Raw genomic sequence first — 25,009 nt, 5'->3', positions numbered from 1 at the left:
GGTGCAACCGGAGATACCGGCCCTACTGGACCAACTGGTGTAACAGGAGATACCGGCCCTACTGGTGCAACTGGTGCAACCGGAGATACCGGTCCTACTGGTGATACTGGTCCAACGGGAGTTACTGGACCAACTGGTGCCACCGGAGATACTGGTCCGACTGGTGCAACCGGAGATACCGGCCCTACTGGTGCCACTGGTGCAACCGGAGATACCGGTCCTACTGGTGCAACTGGCGCAACCGGAGATACTGGCCCTACTGGTGCCACTGGTGTAACAGGAGATACCGGTCCTACTGGACCAACTGGTGTAACCGGTGATACTGGCCCTACGGGACCAACTGGTGTAACAGGAGATACCGGCCCTACTGGTGCAACTGGTGCCACCGGAGATACCGGTCCTACTGGACCAACTGGTGTAACCGGAGATACTGGCCCTACGGGACCAACTGGTGCAACTGGCGCAACCGGAGATACTGGCCCTACTGGTGCAACTGGTGCAACCGGAGATACCGGTCCTACTGGTGCAACTGGTGCAACCGGAGATACCGGTCCTACTGGTGCCACTGGTGCAACCGGAGATACCGGTCCTACTGGTGTAACTGGTGCCACCGGAGATACCGGTCCTACTGGTGTAACTGGTGCCACCGGAGATACCGGCCCTACTGGTGTAACTGGTGCCACCGGAGATACCGGTCCTACTGGTGCAACTGGTCCAACGGGAGCCACTGGACCAACCTCACAAATTTTCTTTGACCAAACAGCAACACAGCAGCAAGTATTTCCTCCGTTGAATTCAGAAATAACAGTACTCACTTTTACAGTTCCTGTAACAAGTGGTCAAAGAGTAAAGATTGACCTATCAGTAGATATTTTAGCTAACACTACAGCGAATTATAGTATAAGTGGAAATACTCGATTAAGGAGAAACGGAACATTGTTAACAGAAGTTCCTTTCTCTAGATCAGGATCAGGCGCAGGGACACAAAACTTTATAGTTTCCACCACTTACGTTGATACTGTAACTAGTACGGGTAATAATGTATATACTGTTAATATCATTATTACGGCACAGTCAAATATAACAATAGTTAACGCAGTTACTCGAGCTGCAAATGGTGTAAGATATGTATAAACAAAACGCATAAAGTTTCCATTCCCCCATTTTATAATAGAGAAAAGCAAACTAAAGGAAGGTGTTTTTCTCATGTTCCACACTAGAAATTCTTCTCAGCACGAAGCCGAATTTGTATTGCTAGATCAACTGGTCGAAGAGGATCACCTGCTTCGTAAAATTGATCAGTACATTGATTTTTCATTTATCATAGACAAAGTAAAACCATATTATAGTGAGAATAAAGGTCGCCCTTCTCTTGATCCACTCATTCTGTTCAAAATGATGTTTATCGGATACCTGTATGGTATCCGTTCAGAAAGACAGCTTGAAAAAGAAATTTACTATAACATGGCGTATAGATGGTTTTTAGGTTTGAACATCAATGACCCCGTTCCCCACCACTCGACCATTAGCTGGAATCGTCGTACTCGATTCAAAGATACAACGATTTTTCAAGCCATCAATCATGATATGGTAGGAGGCCGCGTTCTTTTTACTGATTCGACTCATCTTAAAGCCAATGCCAATAAACATAAATATACGAGAAAAACGATTGAACAAGATACCCAAAGCTATATAAATGAATTAGAAGAAGCGGTCCAAGAAGATCGGGTGGCACACGGAAAAAAGCCCTTAAAGGTAAAAGAGGAGGTGAAAACAAAACGTGAGTGAGCAAGTGCTTCTCACAGCTGCGTGCCAGAACATGAAGAAGATTGCCACACACCTAGCTAAGCTAGGTGTGTGAAAGGCCTTTTTCACTAAAGCACCCCATCATACTTACACTAAACATAAAAAAGAAAGGCTTTTTCAGCCTTTCTTTTTTATGTCTTCTATGACATTTATTACATTGTTCAATATCATCAGATTGTAAGAGGTGAAAAATAGATTGGATGACGGTAAACTCTAAACTCCACCATTCTAATAACTGAAGTTTTTCAATTATTTCAGATGAAAACCGGTATTTCATGAGCTGCTGCGGATTTCCTGCGGCAACCGCATATGGCGGCACATCTTTTGTGATGACACTATTTGCACCAATCACTGCCCCATTTCCTATACATACTCCTGACATAATCGTCGCGCCATACCCATTCCATACGTCGTGCCCTATGTGTACATCTCCCTTCGATTTGGGATGTCCTTTAATGTGAGAAGCTTCCTTGAAAATTTGATTAAACGGATACGTTGTGACCCAATCTGTACGGTGTTCACCGCCAAGGAAAATTTTGACTTCGTTTGCGATGGAACAAAACTTTCCGATGTTTAATGTCGTTCCTTCCGCCCACGTTAGCACTTGGAAATCTGGTCCGGCATAAGAAAAATCACCGATATTGTACAAGCTCAGTTCACTTCTTTGATTCAAATACATAGAAAATCATACCTCCTTAAAAGTGATAGATCTTCGTATGTATATGCTGCTTCACACTTTTACATTATGACTGCACTAGCGCTACAATCTGTTTTTTCTTCCATACGAGCTGATAGTAGCCGTATTGAAGGAGTAAGTTCACAAAGAAAGCCGCAGGATAGCCAATCCAGATGCCCTTGATGCCAAGGGTTGTGTAGTGCGATAGCACATAAGCGACTGGCACTTCTACAAGCCAAATCGAACAAATACTAAAGATCGTCGGCCATAGAACCGTACCACTAGCTCTCATCGTGGCTGCAACGATTTGAGCCGTCCCAAATATGAGATAGCTCCATAGTGTAATGACAACCAAACTATACGCAATATCAATCGTCCCAGGATCTGTTAAAAAGATGGATAAAATCTGCGGTGCAAATATATAGACGAAAATAATGATCAATCCGCCTATAGCGAAGTTTAGTCCCAGCCCAATTTTAATGACATCTTTGAGACGATTCATATTCCCTGCACCAATGAATTGTGCTGCAAAGATAGAGACCGCAATACCAAGACTCACTGCCGGCATCTGTACGTAACTCACGACCTGATTGACAACACCATAGGCAGCTGTCGCCTGTGATCCATAATCGTTTACAAAAGAAATGACAGCAATTTCTGATAAAGAAATGAGAATCATATTCATACTTGAAGGAATACTTAGCTTTAATAACGTTTTTAATAGTTCCCCTTTCATCAATAAATGCTTTCTAACCGACGCATCGATGCGCAGCGGGTGTTTTGTTTTATATAGATAGATATGCAGAATAATGAACGTCACAATTGTTGAAATCACAGAGGAATACGCAGCTCCATATAAACCAAAAGCCGGCAGTCCGAGCCAGCCGAATAATAAAATTGGCAGCAGCAACATATTCGTTGCGGTGCTAATCATTAAGAAATAAAAAGGCGTTTTCGAATCCCCTGTCCCTCGTAAAAAGGTCGTATAAACAAAATATAGAAATAAGATCGGCATTGAGATGAATAGAATTCTGGCATATGCTGCACTTTCCTCCACAATATTTGTGGGTGTTCCCATTAGATTTAGGATATCTGTTGCGAATAAACCTCCAATGATAGCTAAAGAAAGTCCGATCAAAAAGGTGAACGAAAGCGTTGTGCCAATAATTTCTTTTAATCTCTGTTCATTTTTTGCTCCATATGCTTGTCCAATTAGGATGGAGCTTCCTGATCCAATTCCAATGGAAAATGAAACGAGTAAAAAGAAAAGCGGAAAGAATGCAGAAATAGCAGCTACTGCATCCTCTCCAATCCATCTGCCGACAAGTACTATGGACACAAGCTGTCCGATTGATTGCAAAATATTGCTTAGCAAAAGTGGAATGAGAAAAATGGACATGGTTTTTACTAAAGATTGATTGTTATCTAACGACATGATGGTTCTCCTTCTCTGTCTAAAGATCCTCAGCTAAGATGCTGACAATACGGTCTTCTATATCCTTTCCTTTTTCGTCATCTACAAGATGGTTTAATAGGATAGAAAAAGCGAGCGTCTTTCCGCTCTGCGTTTCAATATATCCAGAAAGTGTGCTGACCGTTGTTAATGATCCCGTTTTCGCACGTACTTTTTCTAGTGTAGCTGGTTCTTTCAATCTGTTTCTTAACGTTCCTCCCACCATTCGTTCACTTGCCCCTGCTAACGGAAGCGCATGTTCATAGGTCTTAAACCATTTTTTCTTTTGAATGTTTGTTAAAAATAAAGTGAATTGATTTGCAGAGACAAGGTTAATAGGTGATATGCCCGATCCATCTCGCAGCACTGCAAGTGAAGGATCGAAGCCAAAAGCAGGAAGCCGATCATACATCACGTCCAGCCCATCTTCAAAGCTCCCTTTGTTCTTCACTTGTTTGCCAAGTTCCTTAAGCAAAATTTCTGCATGGGTATTGTTGCTTAATTTCATCATTGGGATAAGCAGCTCTGATAAAGGCATAGATGAATGAGAAGCGATTTTCTTGGCTCTTTTAGGAACGTGTTTTGTTTTGAGCGGTCCTTTTACCTGAATCCCTTCAGCTTTTAGCGCTCGTTTCATTAAATCTAAAGCATAGGTTGTCGGCTCCCATAATGCTACCCATTGTCTAGATGAACTTGCTTTAAGCGGAATGGTTCCAGTCAAAGTAATCTTGTTTGTGCCGTGAGAGCGCTTAAAAGAGATCTTCTTTTTTCCGCCTTCTGGCACAGTTTTCACTCGATTGATGACTTGAGCAACATCAGTCTTCGGGATCATCTCATAGGTGGCTTTCTGCCCTGCTTTCTTTCCTGGCTTTACTTCGAGAATAATGGTTCCTGCATCATAATCTTGATTCGGTGAAGCGGTGAGAGCAGATATTTGTGCGCCGTAATATTGATCCTCATCACTCCACGGCAAATCAATGGAATATCTCGTGTCATCAAACCAAGTGTCATCTGCCGCAAGCTGCCCGTGAACTGTATGTATTCCAGCCTTTTTGACTTGTTTGGCAAGTGTTGCAAAATCCTCCTCTAATAAAGTCGGATCTCCAGTGCCGCGAAGATAAAGGTTGCCATGTAACGTTTTCTTTTGAATAGAACCATCCATCCAGATGTCTGTAGAAAAAGTGTGTGTTTCTCCAAGTATATCAAGGGCGATGGCTGATGTGAGCAGTTTCATATTAGAAGCCGGAGTAAGACGGATATCAGCTTGATGTTCATAAAGAAGAGAAGTGTCAGAAGTATCGCGGACGCTGATGCCGGAGATAGCGCCCTCTAAGTCAGGTGCTGTTCGTATGAATTCGTCTAAAGCTGTGATCCATTTTGATTGATCATCACGAGCTGTGAGTGGTTCATCTTTTACTGAAAAAGGGAGAAATAAAATCGACAGGATACATATTTGTAAAAACATGAACTGTGAAAAACGCTTCACGCAATTCCTCCTTTTTAGGGCAGCAGCCAATTTTAGAAGATTATGTTCATTATACACAAAAGAACGTTTGTTCTCAAAGGTTTTTTAAACAGAAAAGTCAGCTTTCTTTGACGAAAACTGACAAGCCCTTTACCTCTTTTCTGGATTCCAGCCGTCGGTGCCGCTAACGACAGCCTGAACCGTGATTTGACTTGCTTCGTTTTTTGTTAATATCGTTGACCATTTCACCCGATTTGTCACATTACCCCCTGCTCCCGTTGATCCATATTCTTTGTAACGGGCAGTTCTTTCATTGTCACGGTTATTCCAATTATGCCAGCCCTCTGTTTTGATATGATCTTCCATTTTTGTATGGAGAAACGTCACAGCGGAATGAGGTCTCCACGGACGGCCTAAATAAACAGATTGAGCAGCTGCCGTTCCTTTTTTTAGCGTGGAATCAATGAAAACGTATCCGTACCTTTGCGCTTCTGTTGTGGATGCCGCAGTAATATACCCATTTCCAAGACTTTTTATTTCAGCTTTTTTAAACACAGCCGTGGCTGAACCAAAAATGAAATCGACCGTTCCCTCAATATAGCAGTTTTCGTAATATTGCCGGCCAGTGCCTGTTGCATAAAGCGTATCTTGATAGCCAAGGACACGTACTTGCTTGAACGCTGCCCGGTCTCCAGACACATAAAGGGCCACAGCCTGACCTGCATGTCTTCCAGCTGTATTTTGAAAGGTGATATTTTCTGCATAAAAGTCGTTCGCACGAATCATTGTGCTCGAGCTATTTGTCGTGCTGCCAGTGCTTGCATTTGTATCATCATACGTCAGAATCGTCTTGTACTGATTTTCTCCGATAAAGGACACGTACGGCTTATTTTGCGGAAGGAGGATCTTTTCTTTATAAACACCATTCTTCAAAAATATCGTCGTTGGCTGTTGATTGTTTGCTGGAATCGCATCAATAGCGGACTGAACGGTTCGAAATGAACCATTTCCTTTTTGATCGACCACAAGGACACGGTTCGTTTGATTCTTGTGTCCACCTGCTTGAAGTGAAGCCGAGTCCAAAAGGAAGAAAGACAATACCATCACAAGCAGTACTTTTCCATACTGCATCACACATCTCCTCCTTATTTTGTGAGCGTTTTCATTGAAGCATTCTTTTTGATCTTATTCATTCACCACACGAAAAAACACCCACCGCGTTATGTTGTGGATGTTTTTTCAGATTTTTCATATTTCATCGCATAAATTCCTTCATTTTCAATCCATTCACAAAATAGGACTTCTTTATAGGAAAAAATGTGCTGCTTTTTTAATTGCCTGCGCAGCCATGTCTCATCAAATCCAGCTTCCTGTAAGTCTTGTCTTAAGATTTCCCCGTCGATAATAAACGTTCTAGGCAATTTGACTTCTTTTCCTTTCACGTTCACATCTTCTGCTGTGGCTGGTGCGTATTTCATTTTCGGAAGAACGCTGACAGAGCCGTCCGTTTCTAAAATCGCATATTCAATTTCGTGAAGAGCAAAATGTCCTTTCGCTCGTATAAGCGTCTGCAGCTGATTTAAATCAAGCATATTCTTCTTCAAGCGATTGTAGCGAATGTTCCCCTTATCAATCACAAGTGTTGGTCTTCCTTCTAAAAGAGCCCGAATGGATTTAAATCTTTGCGAAAGCCATTCAACTGTGTAAATTAAAACGCCCCATATCGCAACAGCAAACAAAATGTGCTGAATCTTGACTTCTGGATCAAAGATGGCGTTTCCGACCATTTCCCCTAAAATCAGCGCAGAAATAAAATCAAACGGCGTGATTTGTGCAAATTGTGTTTTCCCTAATAATTTTGTAATAAAAAATAAGGCGGAAAATCCAATAAAGAGTTCAACTAAAATACTCAAAAACGGCACAGAGCTTCCTTCCTTTCTTGCTGCATTTACTTACAGCATATACATGAAAAGAAGGATCTAAACTATTTATGAGGGCAATGAAATAAAGATCTCGTTCCTCGATCAATGTTTCATACGTTTTGGCGTAACCGTGATCTGGTGTTTGAACGTTCCCTGATTTTGACTGACTGGTTCCTTTCCCACGCAGCTGTCTCAGAAACAAATAAATCACCAGCTGCAAAATCATAAAAAGCCATGACCAAAAGGTGGTCATGGCTTTTCTCTATATGTGTAAACACCCTTTGTTTGACCTATTTTGGCAGAACCGAACTCCTCATTAAATAACGGTCTACCTCGTGTGCCACTTGTCTGCCTTCGTTAATTGCCCAAACAATCAGACTTTGGCCGCGTCTTGCATCTCCCGCTGCAAATACGCCTTCTACATTTGTTGTATATTCCCCATATTTTGCGTCAATGCGATTGTTTTTGCTGTCCACGCCAAAGTGTTTCACTAGTGGCTGTTCAGTTCCCTCAAAACCAATTGCAATAAAGACAAGCTGAGCAGGCCATACCTTCTCTGATCCTGGAATCTCATGAAATTCAAACTTCCCATGTTCGTTTTTCACCTTTTCCATTTGAATGGTATGAAGCTCTTTTAATTTCCCATTTTTATCTGCCACAATCTTTGTGGTTTGAATCGAATATTGACGCGGGTCTTCTCCGAATTTTGCTTGTGCTTCTTCATAAGCATAATCGAGCGAGAAGACATAAGGCTGCTCTGGCCACATGTTATCCCCTACACGTGTATCTGGAAGCTTTGGATGCTTTCCGAATTGAACAACACTTTTTGCTTTTTGGCGAAGCGCAGTTGCTACGCAGTCAGCACCTGTATCTCCTCCGCCAATGACAATCACGTCTTTTCCTTTTGCATCAATGAAATTTTTATCTTTAAATCCTGAATTAAGCATGCTTTTTGTTGCGAGTGTTAAATAATCCATCGCCAGGTGTATCCCTTTTGCTTCACGACCTTCGATTAATAGGTCGCGCTGCTTTTGTGCACCTGTACAAAGGATGACCGCATCAAATTGCTCTTTTAGCTCATCGGCAGTGATATCCACACCAATTTCTGTGTTCGTGACAAAGTCAATGCCTTCTTGTCTTAAAAGTTTCACTCTGCGCTCAACGACTTCTTTGTCCAGCTTCATATTCGGAATGCCATAGGTGAGCAGTCCGCCAAGACGATCAGATCGTTCGAACACTGTTACTGCGTGTCCTGCTTGGTTTAATTGATCAGCACTTGCAAGTCCTGCTGGCCCTGAACCGACAATCGCAATCTTTTTCCCTGAACGGCTTGAAGGAATTCTTGGTGTAATCCATCCATTCTCGAAGCCTTTATCAATGATCGTGCGTTCGATATTTTTAATCGAAACAGCTGGATCATTGATGGCGACTGTACATGAGCCTTCGCAAGGCGCTGGACATACTCTCCCAGTAAATTCAGGGAAATTGTTCGTTTTTTGCAGTCTTTCAAGCGCTTCTTTCCATCTCCCGCGATAGACAAGGTCATTCCACTCTGGAATTAAATTATAGATCGGGCAGCCAGACACGCCGCCCCTGATTTCCATCCCAATTTGACAAAACGGTGTTCCGCAATCCATACATCTAGCACCCTGCTTTTTTAATACCTCATCTGTATAAGGAGCTGAATATTCTTTCCAGTCATTTTGACGAGTGAGAGGGTCACGTTCATTTGGCTTTTCTCTTTTATAATCCATAAAACCTGTTGCTTTGCCCATTGTCCTCTCCCCTTTCTTAATGAGCGAGGGCTGCTTTTTGCCCGTTTGCCGTTTCTTTATTTTTCGGTTTTGTATTTGCTTCAAAAGCGAACATCACTGCTTCTTCATGACTGAGGCCCGCTTGTTTTTGTTCTTCAATGCTTTGAAGCATCATTTTGTAATTTCTCGGAATGATCTTAATGAATTGGTCCTTTTCTTGCGTCCAGTTTTCTAGAAGTGCTGATGCTTTTGAGCTGTTTGTATAATCAAGATGCTCTTTAATCATTTGCTTCACTTCTTGTTCTTCCTCATGATCTGTAAGCTTTTCAAACATGATCATTTCCATGTTACACATTCTTTTAAACTGCTTCGCATCAGATGTATGCACGTAAGCCACACCGCCAGACATGCCTGCACCAAAGTTTTTCCCGACGTTCCCTAAAATCACAACACGTCCGCCAGTCATATACTCACAGCCGTGATCCCCGATTCCTTCAACGACCACATTGACACCTGAATTACGAACAGCAAATCGTTCACCTGCACGCCCGTTAATATAAGCTTTTCCGCTTGTCGCACCATAGAATGCGACGTTTCCGACAATCACGTTTTCATGTCCATTTTGCACAAAGTGATCAGAGGTTTTGACAGCAATTTTGCCCCCGGAGAGTCCTTTGCCGATATAGTCATTTGAGTCACCTGTTAAATATAAGGACATGCCCTTTGGCACAAATGCGCCGAAGCTTTGTCCAGCTGAACCAGTGAAACGCAGTGTAATCGTATCCTCTGGCAATCCTTCTTCCCCGTAGCGCTTAGACACTTCACTGCCAGTAATCGTTCCGGCCACACGGTTGATGTTGCGAATGTTTAGTGATAGATCAACCGGTGTTTGATGATTCAGCGCTTCCTGTACATAAGGGAGGATCTCATTCATATCAAGTGATTCATCAATTTTATGATTTTGCGGTGTTCTGAACGTTCGCGCCCCTTCTGGTTGATAAAGCAGTGTTTCAAGGTTTAGCTGCCCTGCTTTCCAGTGAGCTTTTGCTCGTTCACTGACCGCTAGAACGTCTGTGCGCCCAATTAGTTCATCCATTGATCTAAAGCCAAGTTCAGCTAAGATTTCTCTTACTTCCTCTGCAATAAACATCATGAAGTTCACAATGTGATCAGGATTACCCATGAATTTTTTACGAAGCTCTGGATTTTGTGTCGCAACACCGACCGGGCAAGTATCTAAATGACATGCTCTCATCATCACGCAGCCTAAAACGACTAGTGGAGCTGTCGCAAAGCCGTATTCTTCTGCTCCTAAAATCGCAGCCATGACAACATCGCGGCCTGTCATTAACTTTCCGTCAGTTTCAAGAACCACTCTCTCGCGAAGACCGTTTAAGACAAGGGTTTGATGCGCTTCTGCCAAACCGAGCTCCCAAGGAAGTCCTGTATGTTTAATACTTGTTTTCGGCGAAGCCCCTGTGCCGCCATCGTATCCGCTGATCACAATGACATCCGCAGTACCTTTTGCTACACCTGCTGCAATGGTGCCAACGCCAGCTTTAGACACAAGCTTGACACTAATGCGGGCATCACGGTTCGCGTTTTTCAAATCGTGGATCAGCTGAGCCAAATCCTCGATGGAATAAATATCATGATGCGGTGGTGGTGAAATCAGGCCGACACCTGGAGTAGAACCTCTTACATCTGCGACCCAAGGATATACTTTATTTCCCGGAAGCTGTCCGCCTTCTCCAGGCTTTGCTCCTTGTGCCATTTTAATTTGCAGTTCATCTGCATTGACCAAGTAATGACTCTTAACCCCAAAGCGGCCAGAAGCAATTTGTTTGATCGCACTTCTGCGATCATCGCCGCGTTCATCTACTGTAAAGCGAGCAGGATCTTCGCCGCCTTCCCCGCTGTTACTTTTACCGCCAATTCGGTTCATCGCAATGGCAAGTGCCTCATGCGCTTCCTTACTTAATGAACCAAATGACATCGCACCCGTCTTAAAGCGTCGTACAATCGATTCAGCAGATTCTACCTCTTCAAGAGAAACTCGCTTTTGTTTTGGATGAAAAGCGAATAGATTTCTAAGGAAGCCGATTCTTTCTTCATCCGCTGCCTTTGTATATTGCTTGAATAGGTCATAATCTTCGTTGCGGCATGCCCACTGAAGGGTATGAATCGTTTTTGGATTAAAGGCATGATGCTCTCCATTTTTTCTCCATTGGAATTCACTGCCTGATTCGAGTGTTTGGTCAGTAGCTGCCTGATACCCTGCTTCATGACGAAGCTTTGCCTCACTAGCAATGGTGTCAAGATCGATACCGCCAAGCTGCGAAGCTGTTCCTGTGAAATACGCCTGAATGACGTCTTCACTAATGCCGACGGCTTCAAAGATTTGCGCCCCTCTATAACTTTGCACAGTGGAAATACCCACTTTAGACATGACTTTGACTACACCCTCGGTCACGCTTTTGCCAAACTTTGTGACAGCTTCATCAAAGCTGATGGAGATCGCTTCTTCTTCAATCAGCTGTTTGTACGTTTCATAGACAAGATATGGGTGGATCGCATCTGCTCCATAGCCAATCAGTGCAGCAAAATGATGGACTTCTCTTACTTCTCCAGATTCGACGATCAGACTCACCTTTGTTCGTAAGCCTTGACGCACAAGATGCTGGTGAAGTGCACTTAACGCAAGAAGTGGTGGAATCGGCACTTTTTCTTCCGTCATTTCACGATCTGAAAGAATCAATAAAGATACGCCCGCGCGAATGGCTTTTTCCGCCTCTTCAAACATCGCATCCAGCCCGCGTTTTAGATCATCGGTGAAAAGTGTATGAATCGTTTTGCTTTTAAAGGCATTGTGAACAATCGTTTTCAAGCCGTTAAATTGCCCGCTCGTTAAGACGGGTGTATAAAGTTTAATTCTTCGGCATGAATATTCATTTGGATGTAAAATATCTCCCTCAGCACCTAACCAAGTCATGGTTGATGTAACAAGCTGCTCACGAATCGCATCAATCGGCGGATTCGTCACTTGTGCAAACAGCTGTTTGAAATAGTTAAAAAGAGACTGCGCACGATCTGATAACACAGCAAGCGGTGTGTCACTTCCCATTGAACCAATGGGGTCCTTGCCTTCCTCTAGTAAAGGAATTAAATACTTTTGAATGTCTTCATACGTATAATGGAAAGCACGCTGACGAGTCAATACATCATCCATTATACTAGAATTTTCTGAATTTTCTTCAGAGCGATTGACATGGACCATTTCTTCATCGAGCCACTTTTGATAAGGAAGCTCATTCGCAATCGTCGATTTCACTTCTTCATCAGAAATAATTCGTCCTTCTTCTAAATCGATTAACAGCATTTTGCCCGGCTCAAGACGGTTTTTATATTTGACATCTTCTTCATTGGTGTCGATCACGCCGACTTCAGAAGAGAAAATGATATGATCGTCATTTGTGACATAGTATCTTGCCGGTCTTAATCCGTTTCGGTCTAAGATGGCCCCAATTTGTTTACCGTCAGTAAAGGAAATCGCTGTTGGCCCGTCCCAAGGCTCCATGAGAGAACTATGGTATTCATAAAATGCCCGTTTCTCTTTCGACATGTGCGTATTTTCAGTCCAAGGCTCAGGTATGAGCATCATGGCTGTATGAGCAGGAGTACGGCCTGCAAGTACAAAAAATTCAAAGGCATTGTCTAAAATGGATGAATCACTTCCGTCTGCATTCAGCACTGGCAAAATCTTGTCTAAATCGTCTCCGAAGGCTTCAGACACGAATTGTTGTTCCCTTGCTCTCATCCAATTGATGTTTCCTCTTAATGTGTTGATTTCTCCGTTGTGAATTAAGTAACGGTTTGGATGCGCTCTTTCCCATGTAGGAAATGTATTTGTACTAAATCTTGAATGAACAAGTGAAAATGCAGAAACAAATGTTTCATCCTGTAGATCAAGATAAAAAGCATCGACTTGATCTGATGTTAAAAGCCCCTTGTATACAATGGTTTGACTCGACAGGCTGACAAAGTAAAATTGTTTTTCCTCTGCTGTTCCCCAGTTTTCAGCCTGCTTACGAATGACATATAATTTTCTTTCAAATGACAAACGATCTGTTACGTTGTCGTTTGCCCCGATAAAGACTTGCCTGACAACTGGACAGCTCTTCGCTGCAACAGTACCAATTTTCCCAGCATCGACAGGAACCGTTCTCCAGCCAATTAATGTTTGACCTTCTTGTTTAATGAACCCGTTGATTTTCTGTTCGATGGCTTGACGCGTTTTTTCATCATCATCTTTTGAAAAGAAGACCATCCCTACCCCGTAACGGCCCTTTTCAGGAAGTGCAAATTCTTTGCAGTTCTTTCTAAAGAATGCGTCTGGCAGTTGTACCATTAAACCTGCACCATCACCTGTATACGGATCACTGCCTTGCCCGCCGCGGTGATCAAGCTGGCACAGCATTTGTAATCCCTTTTTGACGATGCTATGTGTCGCCTCCCCTTTTAAATGGGCGTACAGTCCGATTCCACATGCATCATGTTCAAATTCAGGACGGTAGAGACCTTGTGGTTGTGGTAGTTGATTATAAGTCATCGTTTCTCTCCCCCGTTTAAAAGATCCGTTTTTTCACAGTAATAAAATCTCACAAACTCTGTAACTTATTTTAAGTTTTCAAATTAATATAAACAATATATAATTTAGATCAAAACAATCTCTTTTTGAGATAGATGGGTGTGAAGTGCAAAAATGGAGCTTCGTCAGTTACGTTATTTTGTAGAAGTTGCGGACCGTGAACACGTGTCAGAAGCGGCTGAAAACTTACATGTTGCCCAATCTGCCATCAGCCGGCAGATTGCCAATTTAGAAGAAGAACTTGGAGTCGCTTTATTCGAACGAGAAGGACGAAATATTAAATTAACGAAGATTGGCAGACAATTTTTAGATCATGTCAGAACTGCACTAAAGGCCATTGATTACGCAAAAGAGCAAATTGATGAATACTTAGACCCGCACAAAGGAACGGTGAATATTGGCTTTCCTACAAGTCTAGCAAGCCAAGTACTTCCTTCTGTCATATCCGCATTTAAGCAGGAATATCCAGAGGTCGATTTTTTACTTCGTCAAGGATCCTATAAATTTCTCATTGAAGCTGTCAAAAATCGAGATATTGATCTCGCTTTTTTAGGACCTGTACCGACAAACGATCCGCAAATAGAAGGAAATATTTTGTTTTCAGAAAGCATTTATGCCCTTTTGCCTATTAGCCACCCCTTTAGCGGGCAAAGGAGTATTCATTTAAGTGATTTGAGAAAGGATCATTTCGTTTTATTTCCTGAAGGGTATGTGCTAAGACAAATTGCGGTAGATGCTTGTAAGCAGGCAGGCTATGAGCCCACCATTTCATCTGAAGGAGAAGATTTGGATGCCATTAAAGGTCTCGTGTCAGCTGATATGGGCGTTACCTTATTACCCGAAAGTGCCTTTTATGAAACAACACCACGATTTACAGTGAAAATTCCGATCGACTTTCCGCAAGTGAGAAGAACCGTTGGTATTATCGCGTCTAAGTCTCGAGAGATGTCTCCATCTGCACATGATTTCTATGTGTTTGTAAAGGATTTCTTTTCAAAAATTGAACAATATAAATAATCCATTAAAACAAGACATTTCATTTGTAGAAATAATCCCTCTTTGTATATGATGGGTTACAGAACAACAGACTATATGGAAGAAAGGTATTCGTATGAAATCAATTTTATCGTTTTTAAAGCCATACCGGCTATCCGTTGTGTTCATTGTCATCCTCACCTTTTTAAGCAGTATGCTCCAGCTGTATTTACCGACTTTAACGGCAGATATCGTAGATGTCGGGATCGTACAAGGAGATATCGCTTACATATGGAAGGTTGGCGGCTGGATGGTTGCCTGTTCTTTACTTGCCATCCTGCTCACGATTTGGAAGTCTTACCTGTCATCAAAGACTGCGCTTGGCTTCGGCCGTGATATGAGAAGACAGCTGTTCGTTCATGTCGAACAATTTTCACTAGAAGAATTTCAAAAGATCGGGACGTCTTCCTTTATTACAAGGTCAACAAATGATGTGAAGCAAGTCCAAGATGTCACGATCATGATTTTACAAATGATGACGAGAGCTCCTCTCATGCTTGTAGGCGGAATTATTTTAGCAGTCTCTCGAGATGCTGTCCTGTCTCTTATTTTTTTAGCAGCCCTTCCCCTGCTTGGCGGGTTTATCTATTTGGTTTCAAGAAAAGCCATACCGCTATTCGGACAGCTTCAGAAAAAAACGGACCGTCTGAATTTAATTATGAGAGAATCTCTTTCAGGCATCCGGGTCATTCGAGCTTTTAACCGGGTCGATGATGAAAAGGCACGTTTTCAAGAAGCCAACACATCCTATAAGGATACTGGGCTCAAGGTCAACAGATTAATGGCATACTTGTTTCCATTTATGCTCATCATTATGAACTTCACGAATATTGGCATTGTCTGGCTTGGTGCAAACCGGATTGATGCCGGAGAGATGGAAGTCGGGAATCTCATTGCCTTCATTCAATATGCCATGATGATTTTAATGGCACTCATTATGCTGTCAATGAGCTTTATTATGGTCCCAAGAGCACAGGCATCAGCTAAACGCATGAACGAAGTGTTAAACATGGAACCGAAGATTAAAGACAAAGAACAGTCTGTTACCAAGCTTCATCAACCCGCACAATCCATTCGCTTTGAGGATGTCTCATTTTATTACTCAAATGCTGAAAAACCGGTCGTTCAAAACATTACGTTTGAAGCCAAAACTGGCGAAACGACTGCCATAATCGGCAGTACGGGTTCCGGGAAAACGACTCTCCTACAGCTGATGACGCGCTTTTACGAAGCGACAGAAGGACGGATAACACTAGATGGTGTAGATATCAGAGAGCTGCCCCAAGAGAAACTGAGAAGTCAGATGGGCTATGTCGCTCAAAAAGCTGTTTTATTCAGCGGAAGTATTGCCGATAATGTGCGCTTTGGCCGGCAGGATGCAAGCGATGAAGACATTTGGAAAGCGCTGCGAACCGCACAGGCTGAGGAATTTGTTTTGCAGAAAGATGGCGGAATCGATGCTGAGATAGACCAAGGTGGATCAAATCTTTCTGGTGGTCAAAAGCAGCGGCTTTCCATTGCAAGAGCACTTGTCAGAAAGCCCTCATTCTATCTGTTTGACGATAGTTTCTCTGCACTTGATTACAAAACGGATGCGAAGCTTCGTGCATCATTAGAAGCCGAAAAAGAGCATGCAGCCCTTATCATTGTCGCCCAAAGAATCAGTACAGTGAAGCATAGCGATAAAATCATTGTGCTAGATGATGGGAAAATTGCAGCTATCGGAACACATGAACAATTAATAAAGGACAATCTTGTGTATCAAGAGATTGTCGCATCACAGGAAGGTCAGGAGGTGGACCAAGGATGAGTAAGAAAATGTCTTCTGGAATGGGACATAAAGGCGGTCACCCTAGGGGAACGGTCGCAAAACCGAAGGAATTTAAGAAAACACTTCTTCGTTTGACTGGCTATTTAAAACCGAGGAAATTTCAGCTGATACTTGTACTGATTGCAGCGATCGGTTCAACCGTCTTTAGCGTGATTAGTCCTAAACTACTCGGGGATGCCACCTCTTCCCTGTTTGAAAGCTTTACACAAGGAACAGCCGTTCAATTTGATGTCATTTCACGCATTTTATTGCTGCTTGTCCTGTTATACGTCGTTGCCTCTCTCTTTTCATTCGTCCAGCAATACGTGATGGCAGGTGTTTCCCAACAGACCATTGCTGAATTACGGCAAGAAGCAAATGACAAGCTCACACGTCTCCCCCTTCGTTATTTTGATAAAACAACCCACGGGGACACGCTGAGCCGTGTGATGAACGATATCGATAATATTAATACATCGCTTCAGCAGGCACTCACCCAAGTGATTACATCTGTGATTACGGTCATTGGGATTGTCGTCATGATGCTTTTCATTAGTCCGTTACTCACCTTGCTTGTTTGTTTGACGCTGCCACTTAGTCTATTTGCGATTCGCGGCATCACGTCATTTTCTCAAAAGCATTTTAAGGCGCAGCAAAAAGAGCTCGGTATGATCAATGGGCATATTAATGAAATGTTCACAGGACATCAGACCGTTCGTGCGTATGGCTATGAAAAGAAAGCGATTGATACATTTGATCAATTAAACGAAAAGCTGTATGAATCTTCTAGGAAAGCACAGTTTATTTCCGGTTTAATGATGCCAATAATGACCTTTATCGGGAACCTTGGCTATGTGGCAGTCAGTGTAGCCGGCGGTATTCTTGTCATTAACGGGAATATTCGTGTTGGGGATGTGCAGGCGTTTATCCAATACACGCAGCAAATGTCTCAGCCGCTTGTGCAAGCATCAAGTGTCGCAAACTTAGTTCAATCTGCGATCGCTTCTGCTGAAAGGGTCTTTGAAATCCTGGATGAGGAAGAAGAAAGTGCCGAAGAGGATGCGGTGATTGATCTTGAATCACTTTCAGGAGATGTGACCTTTGAACAAGTTCAATTCGGATATGAGAAAGATCATCCGATTATTAAAGATTTGAATTTACATGTAGAGGAAGGACAAACGGTTGCCATTGTCGGGCCTACAGGCGCGGGAAAAACAACCATCATCAATTTATTAATGCGTTTTTATGAATTAGATCAAGGCTCCATTCGCATTGGCGGTGTCAAAACAACCGATCTCAGCCGTCAGCAAGTACGGGACTTATTTGCGATGGTTCTTCAGGATACGTGGCTTTTTGAAGGGACGATTTACGACAATATTGCATATGGCAGGCAGCATGTCTCAAAAGAGGATGTCATCAAAGCCGCCAAACATGCCTATGCAGATGATTTCATCCGCACGCTTCCAGACGGATATGACACGCTCTTAACAGAAGATGCAGGTAACCTTTCACAAGGTCAGCGTCAGCTGTTAACCATCGCCCGTGCGATTTTATCTGATCCGAAGATTTTGATACTAGATGAAGCGACGAGCAGTGTGGATACGCGGACAGAGATGCACATTCAAAAAGCGATGAATGACCTGATGAAAGGCAGAACGAGCTTCGTCATTGCACACAGACTTTCAACGATCAAGGATGCCGACCTCATTTTAGTTATGAAAGATGGCACCATCATTGAAAAAGGAACTCACAGTGAACTTTTGAAAGAAAAAGGCTTTTATGCTGACTTATATATGAGTCAATTTGCAGAACATCAAGTAGGTTAAAATCAAAAAAAGAGGATAGTCAGCATGGAAAATCGTGTCTATCCTCTTTTTCATTTCTTAATCTGCTCGTTTTTTCACTTTTACACTGAGTTTTGTCATATACTCTGCTTCATTTTTAGACATGAGCGAATGAAGCAAATATTCCTCAAATACATCTCCATCCAGCACCATGTCCTCTTTCTCGATGTCAGCTAACAGACGTGAATAGGCTGATTCGAGCTCTTCATATGTTCCTTGATCATACATGACCGCATAGAGGCCGGCAGGTTTTTGGACTGCACCTGGTCCTTCCATTCGGCAAAACAGCACATCTGACTGATGAAAGTGACGATGAAGAAACTGCTCCTTTTTTAAAACGGAACCATTCGCCGCAGCGCCTTTAATGCCAATTTCCTTTAGAAATTCTCCTACAATTCGAGATATTTCTTCTACGGGCGTGTTCAAATCAATCGGATGTGATGCACTTAGTATGACCGGTTCTTCTGGCAGTTCTTGAAACAAGACCTCCCCTGTCTTCACAGATGATAATTCATTCGTCGTCTCAATCACGCGCAAAAGAAAAGACTGGATATCCTGAAGTTTTTCAATCTCCTGCTTGACCTTTTCAACTTGTTCGGTCGCAAGGCTTTGAAGTCTGTCCCGGGAAGGCTCTGTGAAGTATTGTTTTAATTCTTTAATAGGAAATTGAACAGCTCGAAGGGACTGAATGGCAATGAATTGATCAAATTGCTCGAGAGTATAGTAACGGTACCCATTTTCATGGACCCCAGCCGGCTTAAACAAATCGATTTTATCATAATAAAGCAGCGTATCTTTCTTCACATCGAATAACTTTGCAAATTCCCCAGTGAAAAATGTTTTTTGCACATCATTGATCATCTGCATGTCTCCTCTCTTGACTATGGAGTTACTCCATCCTTTATCATAACATGTAGCAACACCACATACGTGGAGAAAGGATATAAAAATGAACAAAACATCTCGACATCAAGTCACATTATCACTTGCAAATAAAGAGGATTTCCCTTCTATGAAAAAAGAATTACAGGAGGCTTTTACAGCTGGCGTGATCGAGGCATTTGGCGATGCACAAGGTGGACCGATTCCTCCAGATGAAGCAATTGATGAATCCTTTCATGCGGCCGGGGCCCTTGTTTATCATATTTTGCTAAATGGTGAAAAGGCTGGAGGCGTTGTATTAAAAATCAACCCACAAACAGATCACAATTCGGTTGACTTACTTTACATCTCTTCATCATCACACAGCCGCGGCATTGGTCAGGCTGCATGGAAAGCTATTGAGGCTCAATATCCAGAAACCAAAGTATGGGAGGTTGTGACTCCTTATTTTGAAAAGCGGAACATTCATTTTTATGTCAATAAATGCGGGTTTCAAATTGTAGAGTTTTATCACTTACATCATCCAGACCCGAACTTTCCTCATACCAGTGATAAAGAAAATGACTCGTTAGCACCTGAGACATTTGAGTTCTTTAAATTTGAGAAAGTCATGAAGAAAGACTGTTCAAACGAATGAAAGTATTGAACTTATTAAAAAACACTACCCCATGAAGAAGGTAGTGTTTTTAACATTTATTCTCAGCTTCTAATCTGACCATCACCAGACAGAAGCAGCTTAGTTGTTGTAAGCGCAGGAAGCCCCATTGGCCCTCTTGCGTGCAGCTTTTGAGTGGAGATGCCTATTTCAGCCCCATATCCAAGTGCGCCGCCGTCTGTAAAGCGGGTGGATGCGTTATGATAAACTGCAGCCGCATCGACTTCGTTTAGAAACGTCAGTGCATTTTTTTCATCTTCTGTCACGATGGCTTCTGAATGTTTTGTGCCGTACTGGTCAATATGGTCAATCGCTTCCTCAATTGAATCGACTACTTTTACCGCAAGATCAAGACTTAAATACTCATCTGTCCAATCCACTTCCTCAGCAGAAACCGCATTTGAAAAGTAAAATTGTGCTTCCTGATCGCCATGTACAGTGACTTGATGGTGAAGCAGTGCTTCATTCAATGCTGCGCCATTCTCTTTCAGCCAATCACGATGAATGATTAGTGTCTCAAGTGCATTACACACAGCTGGACGATTCGTTTTCGCATTGATAACAATCTCAATGGCCTTATCGATATTCGCTGTTTGATCAATAAAAACATGGCAGTTCCCTGTTCCTGTTTCAAGGACTGGGATGGTTGATTCTTCAACAACTGTTTTGATTAAAGAAGCCCCGCCTCTTGGAATTAACACATCGATCCATTCCTTTAGATGAAACATCGCTTGAACAGATGAACGGTCTGTTTGTTCAATAAATTGGACCGCATCACGAGGGATCTTTGTATGATCTAATGCTTCATGAATGACGCTGACGATGGCTTTGTTGGAAGAAATAGCGGAGGAACCGCCTTTTAAAATCACTGAATTACCCGCCTTCAAGGCAAGTCCTGCTGCATCGACAGTGACATTCGGTCTCGCTTCATAGATCATACCGATCACGCCGAGCGGTACTCTTCGGCTTTTCACATGTAAGCCGTTTTCAAGAGTCCATTCATCCAATATTTCTCCAACAGGATCTGTTAATCTCGTCACAAGCCGCAAACTTTCAGCAAACTCATGAATTCTCTCCTCATTTAACATTAATCGATCCATCAATGCCTCAGAGAAGCCCTTTTCTTTTCCTGCGTCTAAATCCTTTTGATTCTCCTGTAAAATGAAGGTGCTTTGCTTTTCTAACGCTTCAGCTATTTTAAGCAGCGCCTCATTCTTTTCCTCTGTTTGAAGTAAACCTAGTTTTTTTGATGCGTGCTTTGCTTTTTTCGCTTTTTCTTTGACCGATGTGACAACTTCAGCTGTCAGTGTCATGAAATTCCTCCCTTTTGGTTAGCAAACTGGTATAGATAAATCTAAATGACAAACAAATGCTTCAAGATCGACGACATGAACAACTTCATCTTGTAACAAGCCACTGTTTAGCGCGAGTTCGTCAGACGTATAATTCACAATGCCAAGTCCTATTTCTCCTCTATCTTGATCTAAAATACGGACGACATCGCCTTTTTTAAACGAACCCTTCACATCTACTATGCCATCAGAATCAAGGCTTTTCTCACGGTGCATGAGGTGCTCCTGTGATTTCTCTTGAACAACGATCTCGCCTTTTGGTCCAGAATGAAATGCGATCCACTGCTTCTTATAATTCAGCGGCGCTAAATTTTCATCAGCTGTAAAATAAGTGCCGTCCTCTGTGCCATTGATCGCTTTGTCTAAAATGTGCGGCGTATCCGCTTTTCCTAGAAAGCCATTGATGCCTGCGGCCATTGAAATTTTAAAGGCGTCGAGCTTCGATTTCATTCCGCCTGTTCCAACGCTGCTTCCTGCATCTCCAGCAGCTGCTTCGATGTCTTCAGTGATTTCTGTGACTTCGAGAATTCTCTTCGCATTTGGGTTTGTATGCGGGTTATCTTCATACAAGCCATCAATATCAGATAAAATGGCAAGGAAATCCGCATCAATTAGTCCAGCTACTTTTGCAGACAATGTATCATTATCTCCGAACCTCAGCCGATTGATCGTCACTGTATCATTTTCATTGATAATCGGGATGATGCCTCTATCTAATAACACATTCATGGTGTTTCGCACATTTTGATAGCGCGTTTCATCTGAAAAATCACTTCTTGTAATGAGAAGCTGTGAGGCAATATAACCGTGCGATAAAAATAAAGTGGAATATGATTCCATTAAAAGCCCTTGCCCAATTGAGGCAGATGCCTGCTTTTCTGGCAGTGTTTTGGGTCTATCGATAAATCCTAGTTTTCGGTAACCAGCTGCAACCGCACCTGATGAAACCAAAATGACTTCGTGTCCTTCATCTTTCAGTTTCACAATTTGATTGACGAGGTTTTCTAGTTTTTTTATACTAATCTCACCTTGAAAGCTAGTAAGAGAGCTGCTTCCGATTTTCACAACAATTCGTTTTCTCTCTTTATCTGCGTACACCTTATCACTCCTGTATTGAGGCTCTATTTATATCGTTACTTTTTGTTTTTGCTGTTCACTTATCTCTTTTGATCGATTGGCGGCATGTTTGACGGCCTGCTTGATTGCTTCTCCCCCGCCAAAATCGTCTAATGCATTCAGTCCTGCAGCAGTTGTTCCATTCGGTGACGTGATTTTTTCTCTTAGGACAGAAGGATTTTCAGCTGTTTCTTGAAGCATTTTCGCTGCACCGAGAAGTGTCTGTGCACCGATTTGGCGAGACATTTCCTTTGATAAACCTGCTTCTTCTCCTGCTTCTTCAATTCTTTCCATTAAGAAATAAAAATAGGCTGGCCCGCTTCCGGCAATTCCTGTGAAAATATCCATTTGCTCTTCCTGAATGGTATAGACTTCTCCCATTTCAGATAAAAGGGCCTGACTCATGCTCACATGTTCTTTTTTCACATAACGTCCAGCAGATAGAGCGGTCGCTGACGCCCCAATCGTACTTGACGTATTTGGCATCACCCTCATGACGGGCTGACCCCCATGCAGCATGCCTTCAATATACGATTGCTTAACACCTGCAAGTACAGACAAGATGAGCTGATCTGGCTGAATATGAGGTTTTAATGATTCAAGTGCTGTTTCAGCATCCTTTGGCTTCATTGCCAGGATCAAGATGTCCATTTCTTCAAAAGGAAATGAGTCCATTGCGGCTGTTTGAATCCCGTATCGTTTCGTTAGTTCATTCAATCGAACTTGACTTTTTCTGTTTGTTGCGTAAATATGGTTGAGCGGCAGCTGTCCTGATCGCACAATACCTGCAATCATTCCTTCCGCCATAGAACCTGCTCCAATGAAAGCAACTTTCTTTTGATCAATGATATTGATCCTCTCCCTCGTTCGCTTTTTGTTCGTGTTTTTCCCACGTTAGTTATCGTAACATGATGAGAAATCGTGTCAAGAAAGAGCCGGCGCTTTTCAAAAGTCCCGAATGCATGGTGAACAGCTTGCTGTATGTATGTTAACCGTGTTTTTTCAAATCAGCAATTTAGATCAAAAGAACTATATGGATTTGATTCATAGTACCCTTTCGTTCGACTGAATTCACCATTTTACTTTTGGTTTCGGTGACTTCAATTCTATTTTTTAGAAAACGCTATCATTTTTGATGACTTTCTATTTTCCTATACGATGAATGTGCTTGAATATTTCGATTAGACTATTGACATATTTTAGAAAACATGTCCGTTGAAATGCAATTGTACTGGTGATACCGTGTAGGGGAAATCAAGTGAAAAAGGAGCGTTCATAATGAAAGTGAAAGAAAACTACGTCAATGTCATTCCAATGAAAGAAATCCGATCCACTGATGACCTTCTTTTCCCGTTCCCTATTTACAATGATTTACGTGCGCAGGGTGATATTAGATACGATGAGACTAGAAAGTGCTGGGATCTCTTTCGATATGCTGATATCCAGTCCGTTCTGAGGCAGCCAAAAGTGTTCTCATCACAGCGAGGAAGAAGCACGTCTAAAACGAGTATTTTAACAATGGACCCTCCAAAACATACAAAGATGAGAGCCCTCGTGAATAAAGCATTCACGCCAAAAGCGATCAAGCAATTAGAAGAAAAGATCAAAGACCTGACACATGATCTATTAAAACAAGTCAAGGATCAACGTACATTTGATATGGTTCAAGATCTAGCAGCTCCCCTGCCTGTAATGATCATCGCTGAGCTACTCGGTGCAGAGGTAAAAGACAGAGAGCTGATTAAGAAACATTCTGATGCTCTTGTGGCAGGGGCTAAGGATGAATCAGAAGAAGCCATTCAGGCGGTTGTAGACATGCAGAAACGCGCAGAAGAAGAGCTGTCCGTTTATTTTGCTCATTTGATCCAAAAACGAAAAGAAACACCTGCTGATGATTTGATCTCTCTTCTCATTCAAGCGGAAATTGATGGTGAGCGTTTAACGGAAAATGAACTACTTGGCTTTTGTATTCTATTACTCGTTGCTGGCAATGAGACAACGACCAATTTAATCACAAATGCAGTACGACTGCTTACAGAGCAGCCTCATATCGCCGAATCAGTGCGGCAAGATCCTTCTCTTATTCCTCAATTAACAGAGGAAACATTACGCTATTATCCGCCTGTTCAAGCAATTGGGCGAATTGCAGCAGAGGATGTTGAGATCGCAGGCTCACGTATTGAAAAAGGAGACTACCTCATCAGCTGGGTTGCTTCTGCGAATCGTGATGAACGGAAATTCGAAGATCCTGATACGTTCCGCCTTGACCGGAAATCAAACCCTCATATGAGCTTTGGTTTTGGTATTCACTTTTGTCTTGGTGCACCTCTTGCCCGGCTTGAGTGTAATATTGCGCTTGATATTTTACTCCATACGTTTCAGGAGATCACCTGTGCAGCAGATAGGCTAAACCCAATTCAAAGCACGTTTGTTTTTGGGGTAAAAGAATTCCCAGTACAGGTTACCCGATGTTAAAAGTCCCTTTTAGGGGGGCTTTTTTTCATTTTCTTCAATTCATCATCTCTTTCTTACCTTCCATCTCCGAACATGCTAAAATATAGTCCATACAAAGCGATAACGGAATGCAGAAA

The 25,009-nt window shown here is 42.4% G+C and carries 16 protein-coding genes and 2 pseudogenes; 7 read left to right on the top strand and 11 right to left on the bottom strand.

Annotation, left to right across the window (positions count from 1 at the left end; translation table 11 throughout):
• Positions 1–1,134, top strand: a 1,134-nt coding sequence (locus R0K30_RS03480; RefSeq protein ID WP_486304015.1) for a collagen-like domain-containing protein, incomplete at its 5' end; no start/stop codon positions are given.
• 72 nt (positions 1,135–1,206) lie between these two features.
• A pseudogene (locus R0K30_RS03475) lies at positions 1,207–1,776 on the top strand (transposase); the annotation flags it as partial.
• 147 nt (positions 1,777–1,923) lie between these two features.
• Here R0K30_RS03475 and R0K30_RS03470 read toward each other — a convergent pair.
• The 7 genes and pseudogenes from R0K30_RS03470 to gltB all read right to left on the bottom strand — a co-directional run bounded on the left by R0K30_RS03470 (position 1,924) and on the right by gltB (position 13,685).
• Positions 1,924–2,485, bottom strand: a pseudogene (locus R0K30_RS03470) (CatB-related O-acetyltransferase).
• Positions 2,486–2,549: 64 nt separating this feature from the next.
• A complete protein-coding gene (locus R0K30_RS03465) occupies positions 2,550–3,917 on the bottom strand; it encodes an MATE family efflux transporter (protein WP_410609131.1) in 1,368 nt (455 codons plus the stop codon).
• Positions 3,918–3,936: 19 nt separating this feature from the next.
• Positions 3,937–5,421 carry a D-alanyl-D-alanine carboxypeptidase/D-alanyl-D-alanine endopeptidase gene (gene dacB / locus R0K30_RS03460; protein ID WP_256498671.1) on the bottom strand — a complete coding sequence of 495 codons (1,485 nt, stop codon included), beginning with the start codon at positions 5,419–5,421 and terminating at the stop codon, positions 3,937–3,939.
• A gap of 129 nt (positions 5,422–5,550) precedes the next feature.
• Positions 5,551–6,531, bottom strand: a complete 981-nt coding sequence (locus R0K30_RS03455) for a pectinesterase family protein (protein ID WP_249705530.1) — start codon at positions 6,529–6,531, stop codon at positions 5,551–5,553.
• A gap of 89 nt (positions 6,532–6,620) precedes the next feature.
• Complete coding sequence (locus R0K30_RS03450) at positions 6,621–7,322, bottom strand: DUF421 domain-containing protein (RefSeq protein WP_410609129.1); 702 nt, start codon at positions 7,320–7,322, stop codon at positions 6,621–6,623.
• A gap of 290 nt (positions 7,323–7,612) precedes the next feature.
• On the bottom strand, positions 7,613–9,097 hold the full coding sequence (gltD, locus tag R0K30_RS03445) for a glutamate synthase small subunit (protein ID WP_410609127.1): 1,485 nt from the start codon (positions 9,095–9,097) through the stop codon (positions 7,613–7,615).
• Between the two features lie 16 nt (positions 9,098–9,113).
• Positions 9,114–13,685 (bottom strand): glutamate synthase large subunit, encoded by a 4,572-nt coding sequence (gltB, locus tag R0K30_RS03440; RefSeq protein WP_410609125.1) that lies wholly within the window; start codon positions 13,683–13,685, stop codon positions 9,114–9,116.
• Between the two features lie 153 nt (positions 13,686–13,838).
• Here gltB and gltC point away from each other — a divergent pair, with 153 nt between their 5' ends.
• The 3 genes from gltC to R0K30_RS03425 all read left to right on the top strand — a co-directional run bounded on the left by gltC (position 13,839) and on the right by R0K30_RS03425 (position 18,395).
• On the top strand, positions 13,839–14,741 hold the full coding sequence (gene gltC, locus R0K30_RS03435) for a glutamate biosynthesis transcriptional regulator GltC (RefSeq protein ID WP_099727856.1): 903 nt from the start codon (positions 13,839–13,841) through the stop codon (positions 14,739–14,741).
• Positions 14,742–14,835: 94 nt separating this feature from the next.
• Positions 14,836–16,569 (top strand): ABC transporter ATP-binding protein, encoded by a 1,734-nt coding sequence (locus tag R0K30_RS03430; RefSeq protein ID WP_410609122.1) that lies wholly within the window; start codon positions 14,836–14,838, stop codon positions 16,567–16,569.
• Positions 16,566–18,395: an ABC transporter ATP-binding protein gene (locus tag R0K30_RS03425; protein ID WP_230030259.1), complete on the top strand. Its 1,830-nt coding sequence runs from the start codon at positions 16,566–16,568 to the stop codon at positions 18,393–18,395. Before R0K30_RS03430 ends, R0K30_RS03425 begins: the two co-directional genes overlap by 4 nt.
• A gap of 57 nt (positions 18,396–18,452) precedes the next feature.
• Here R0K30_RS03425 and R0K30_RS03420 read toward each other — a convergent pair whose 3' ends face one another.
• Positions 18,453–19,274, bottom strand: a complete 822-nt coding sequence (locus tag R0K30_RS03420) for a MerR family transcriptional regulator (protein WP_256498679.1) — start codon at positions 19,272–19,274, stop codon at positions 18,453–18,455.
• A gap of 88 nt (positions 19,275–19,362) precedes the next feature.
• Between R0K30_RS03420 and R0K30_RS03415 the strand changes: the two genes are divergently transcribed.
• Entirely contained in the window at positions 19,363–19,932 is a 570-nt protein-coding gene (locus R0K30_RS03415) for a GNAT family N-acetyltransferase (RefSeq protein WP_099727860.1), read from the top strand.
• A 62-nt stretch (positions 19,933–19,994) separates the two neighbouring features.
• Here the strand turns inward: R0K30_RS03415 and R0K30_RS03410 are convergent, their stop codons facing one another.
• Genes R0K30_RS03410 through proC form a run of 3 tightly spaced genes read right to left on the bottom strand, consistent with a single transcriptional unit; the run spans position 19,995 to position 23,225 of the window.
• The gene (locus tag R0K30_RS03410; protein ID WP_256498680.1) at positions 19,995–21,263 is read right to left on the bottom strand and encodes a glutamate-5-semialdehyde dehydrogenase; all 1,269 of its coding nucleotides are present in this window, start codon (positions 21,261–21,263) and stop codon (positions 19,995–19,997) included.
• An 18-nt stretch (positions 21,264–21,281) separates the two neighbouring features.
• Positions 21,282–22,400, bottom strand: a complete 1,119-nt coding sequence (gene proB, locus R0K30_RS03405; RefSeq protein ID WP_099727862.1) for a glutamate 5-kinase — start codon at positions 22,398–22,400, stop codon at positions 21,282–21,284.
• Positions 22,401–22,427: 27 nt separating this feature from the next.
• Positions 22,428–23,225 (bottom strand): pyrroline-5-carboxylate reductase, encoded by a 798-nt coding sequence (gene proC, locus R0K30_RS03400; protein ID WP_230030262.1) that lies wholly within the window; start codon positions 23,223–23,225, stop codon positions 22,428–22,430.
• A gap of 471 nt (positions 23,226–23,696) precedes the next feature.
• Here proC and R0K30_RS03395 point away from each other — a divergent pair, with 471 nt between their 5' ends.
• Positions 23,697–24,893: a cytochrome P450 gene (locus tag R0K30_RS03395; RefSeq protein ID WP_099727864.1), complete on the top strand. Its 1,197-nt coding sequence runs from the start codon at positions 23,697–23,699 to the stop codon at positions 24,891–24,893.
• Positions 24,894–25,009 lie beyond the last annotated feature (116 nt).

Origin of the sequence: Bacillus sp. SIMBA_154 (genome assembly GCF_046536015.1) — a bacterium.
In the GTDB taxonomy this organism is placed as follows: Bacteria; Bacillota; Bacilli; order Bacillales; family Bacillaceae; genus Bacillus; species Bacillus pumilus_P.
The sequence above is the reverse complement of the archived record's forward strand: the minus strand, read 5'-3'. Positions and strand labels throughout refer to the sequence as shown.

Coding starts and splice junctions, on each gene's coding strand:
- gltB (WP_410609125.1), bottom strand. CDS start 13,685: ATGACTTATAATCAACTACCACAACCACAAGGTCTCTACCGTCCTGAA.
- R0K30_RS03415 (WP_099727860.1), top strand. CDS start 19,363: ATGAACAAAACATCTCGACATCAAGTCACATTATCACTTGCAAATAAA.
- proC (WP_230030262.1), bottom strand. CDS start 23,225: ATGGCGGAAGGAATGATTGCAGGTATTGTGCGATCAGGACAGCTGCCG.
- gltD (WP_410609127.1), bottom strand. CDS start 9,097: ATGGGCAAAGCAACAGGTTTTATGGATTATAAAAGAGAAAAGCCAAAT.
- R0K30_RS03425 (WP_230030259.1), top strand. CDS start 16,566: ATGAGTAAGAAAATGTCTTCTGGAATGGGACATAAAGGCGGTCACCCT.
- R0K30_RS03420 (WP_256498679.1), bottom strand. CDS start 19,274: ATGATCAATGATGTGCAAAAAACATTTTTCACTGGGGAATTTGCAAAG.
- R0K30_RS03410 (WP_256498680.1), bottom strand. CDS start 21,263: ATGACACTGACAGCTGAAGTTGTCACATCGGTCAAAGAAAAAGCGAAA.
- R0K30_RS03395 (WP_099727864.1), top strand. CDS start 23,697: ATGAAAGTGAAAGAAAACTACGTCAATGTCATTCCAATGAAAGAAATC.
- R0K30_RS03455 (WP_249705530.1), bottom strand. CDS start 6,531: ATGCAGTATGGAAAAGTACTGCTTGTGATGGTATTGTCTTTCTTCCTT.
- R0K30_RS03465 (WP_410609131.1), bottom strand. CDS start 3,917: ATGTCGTTAGATAACAATCAATCTTTAGTAAAAACCATGTCCATTTTT.
- gltC (WP_099727856.1), top strand. CDS start 13,839: ATGGAGCTTCGTCAGTTACGTTATTTTGTAGAAGTTGCGGACCGTGAA.
- R0K30_RS03430 (WP_410609122.1), top strand. CDS start 14,836: ATGAAATCAATTTTATCGTTTTTAAAGCCATACCGGCTATCCGTTGTG.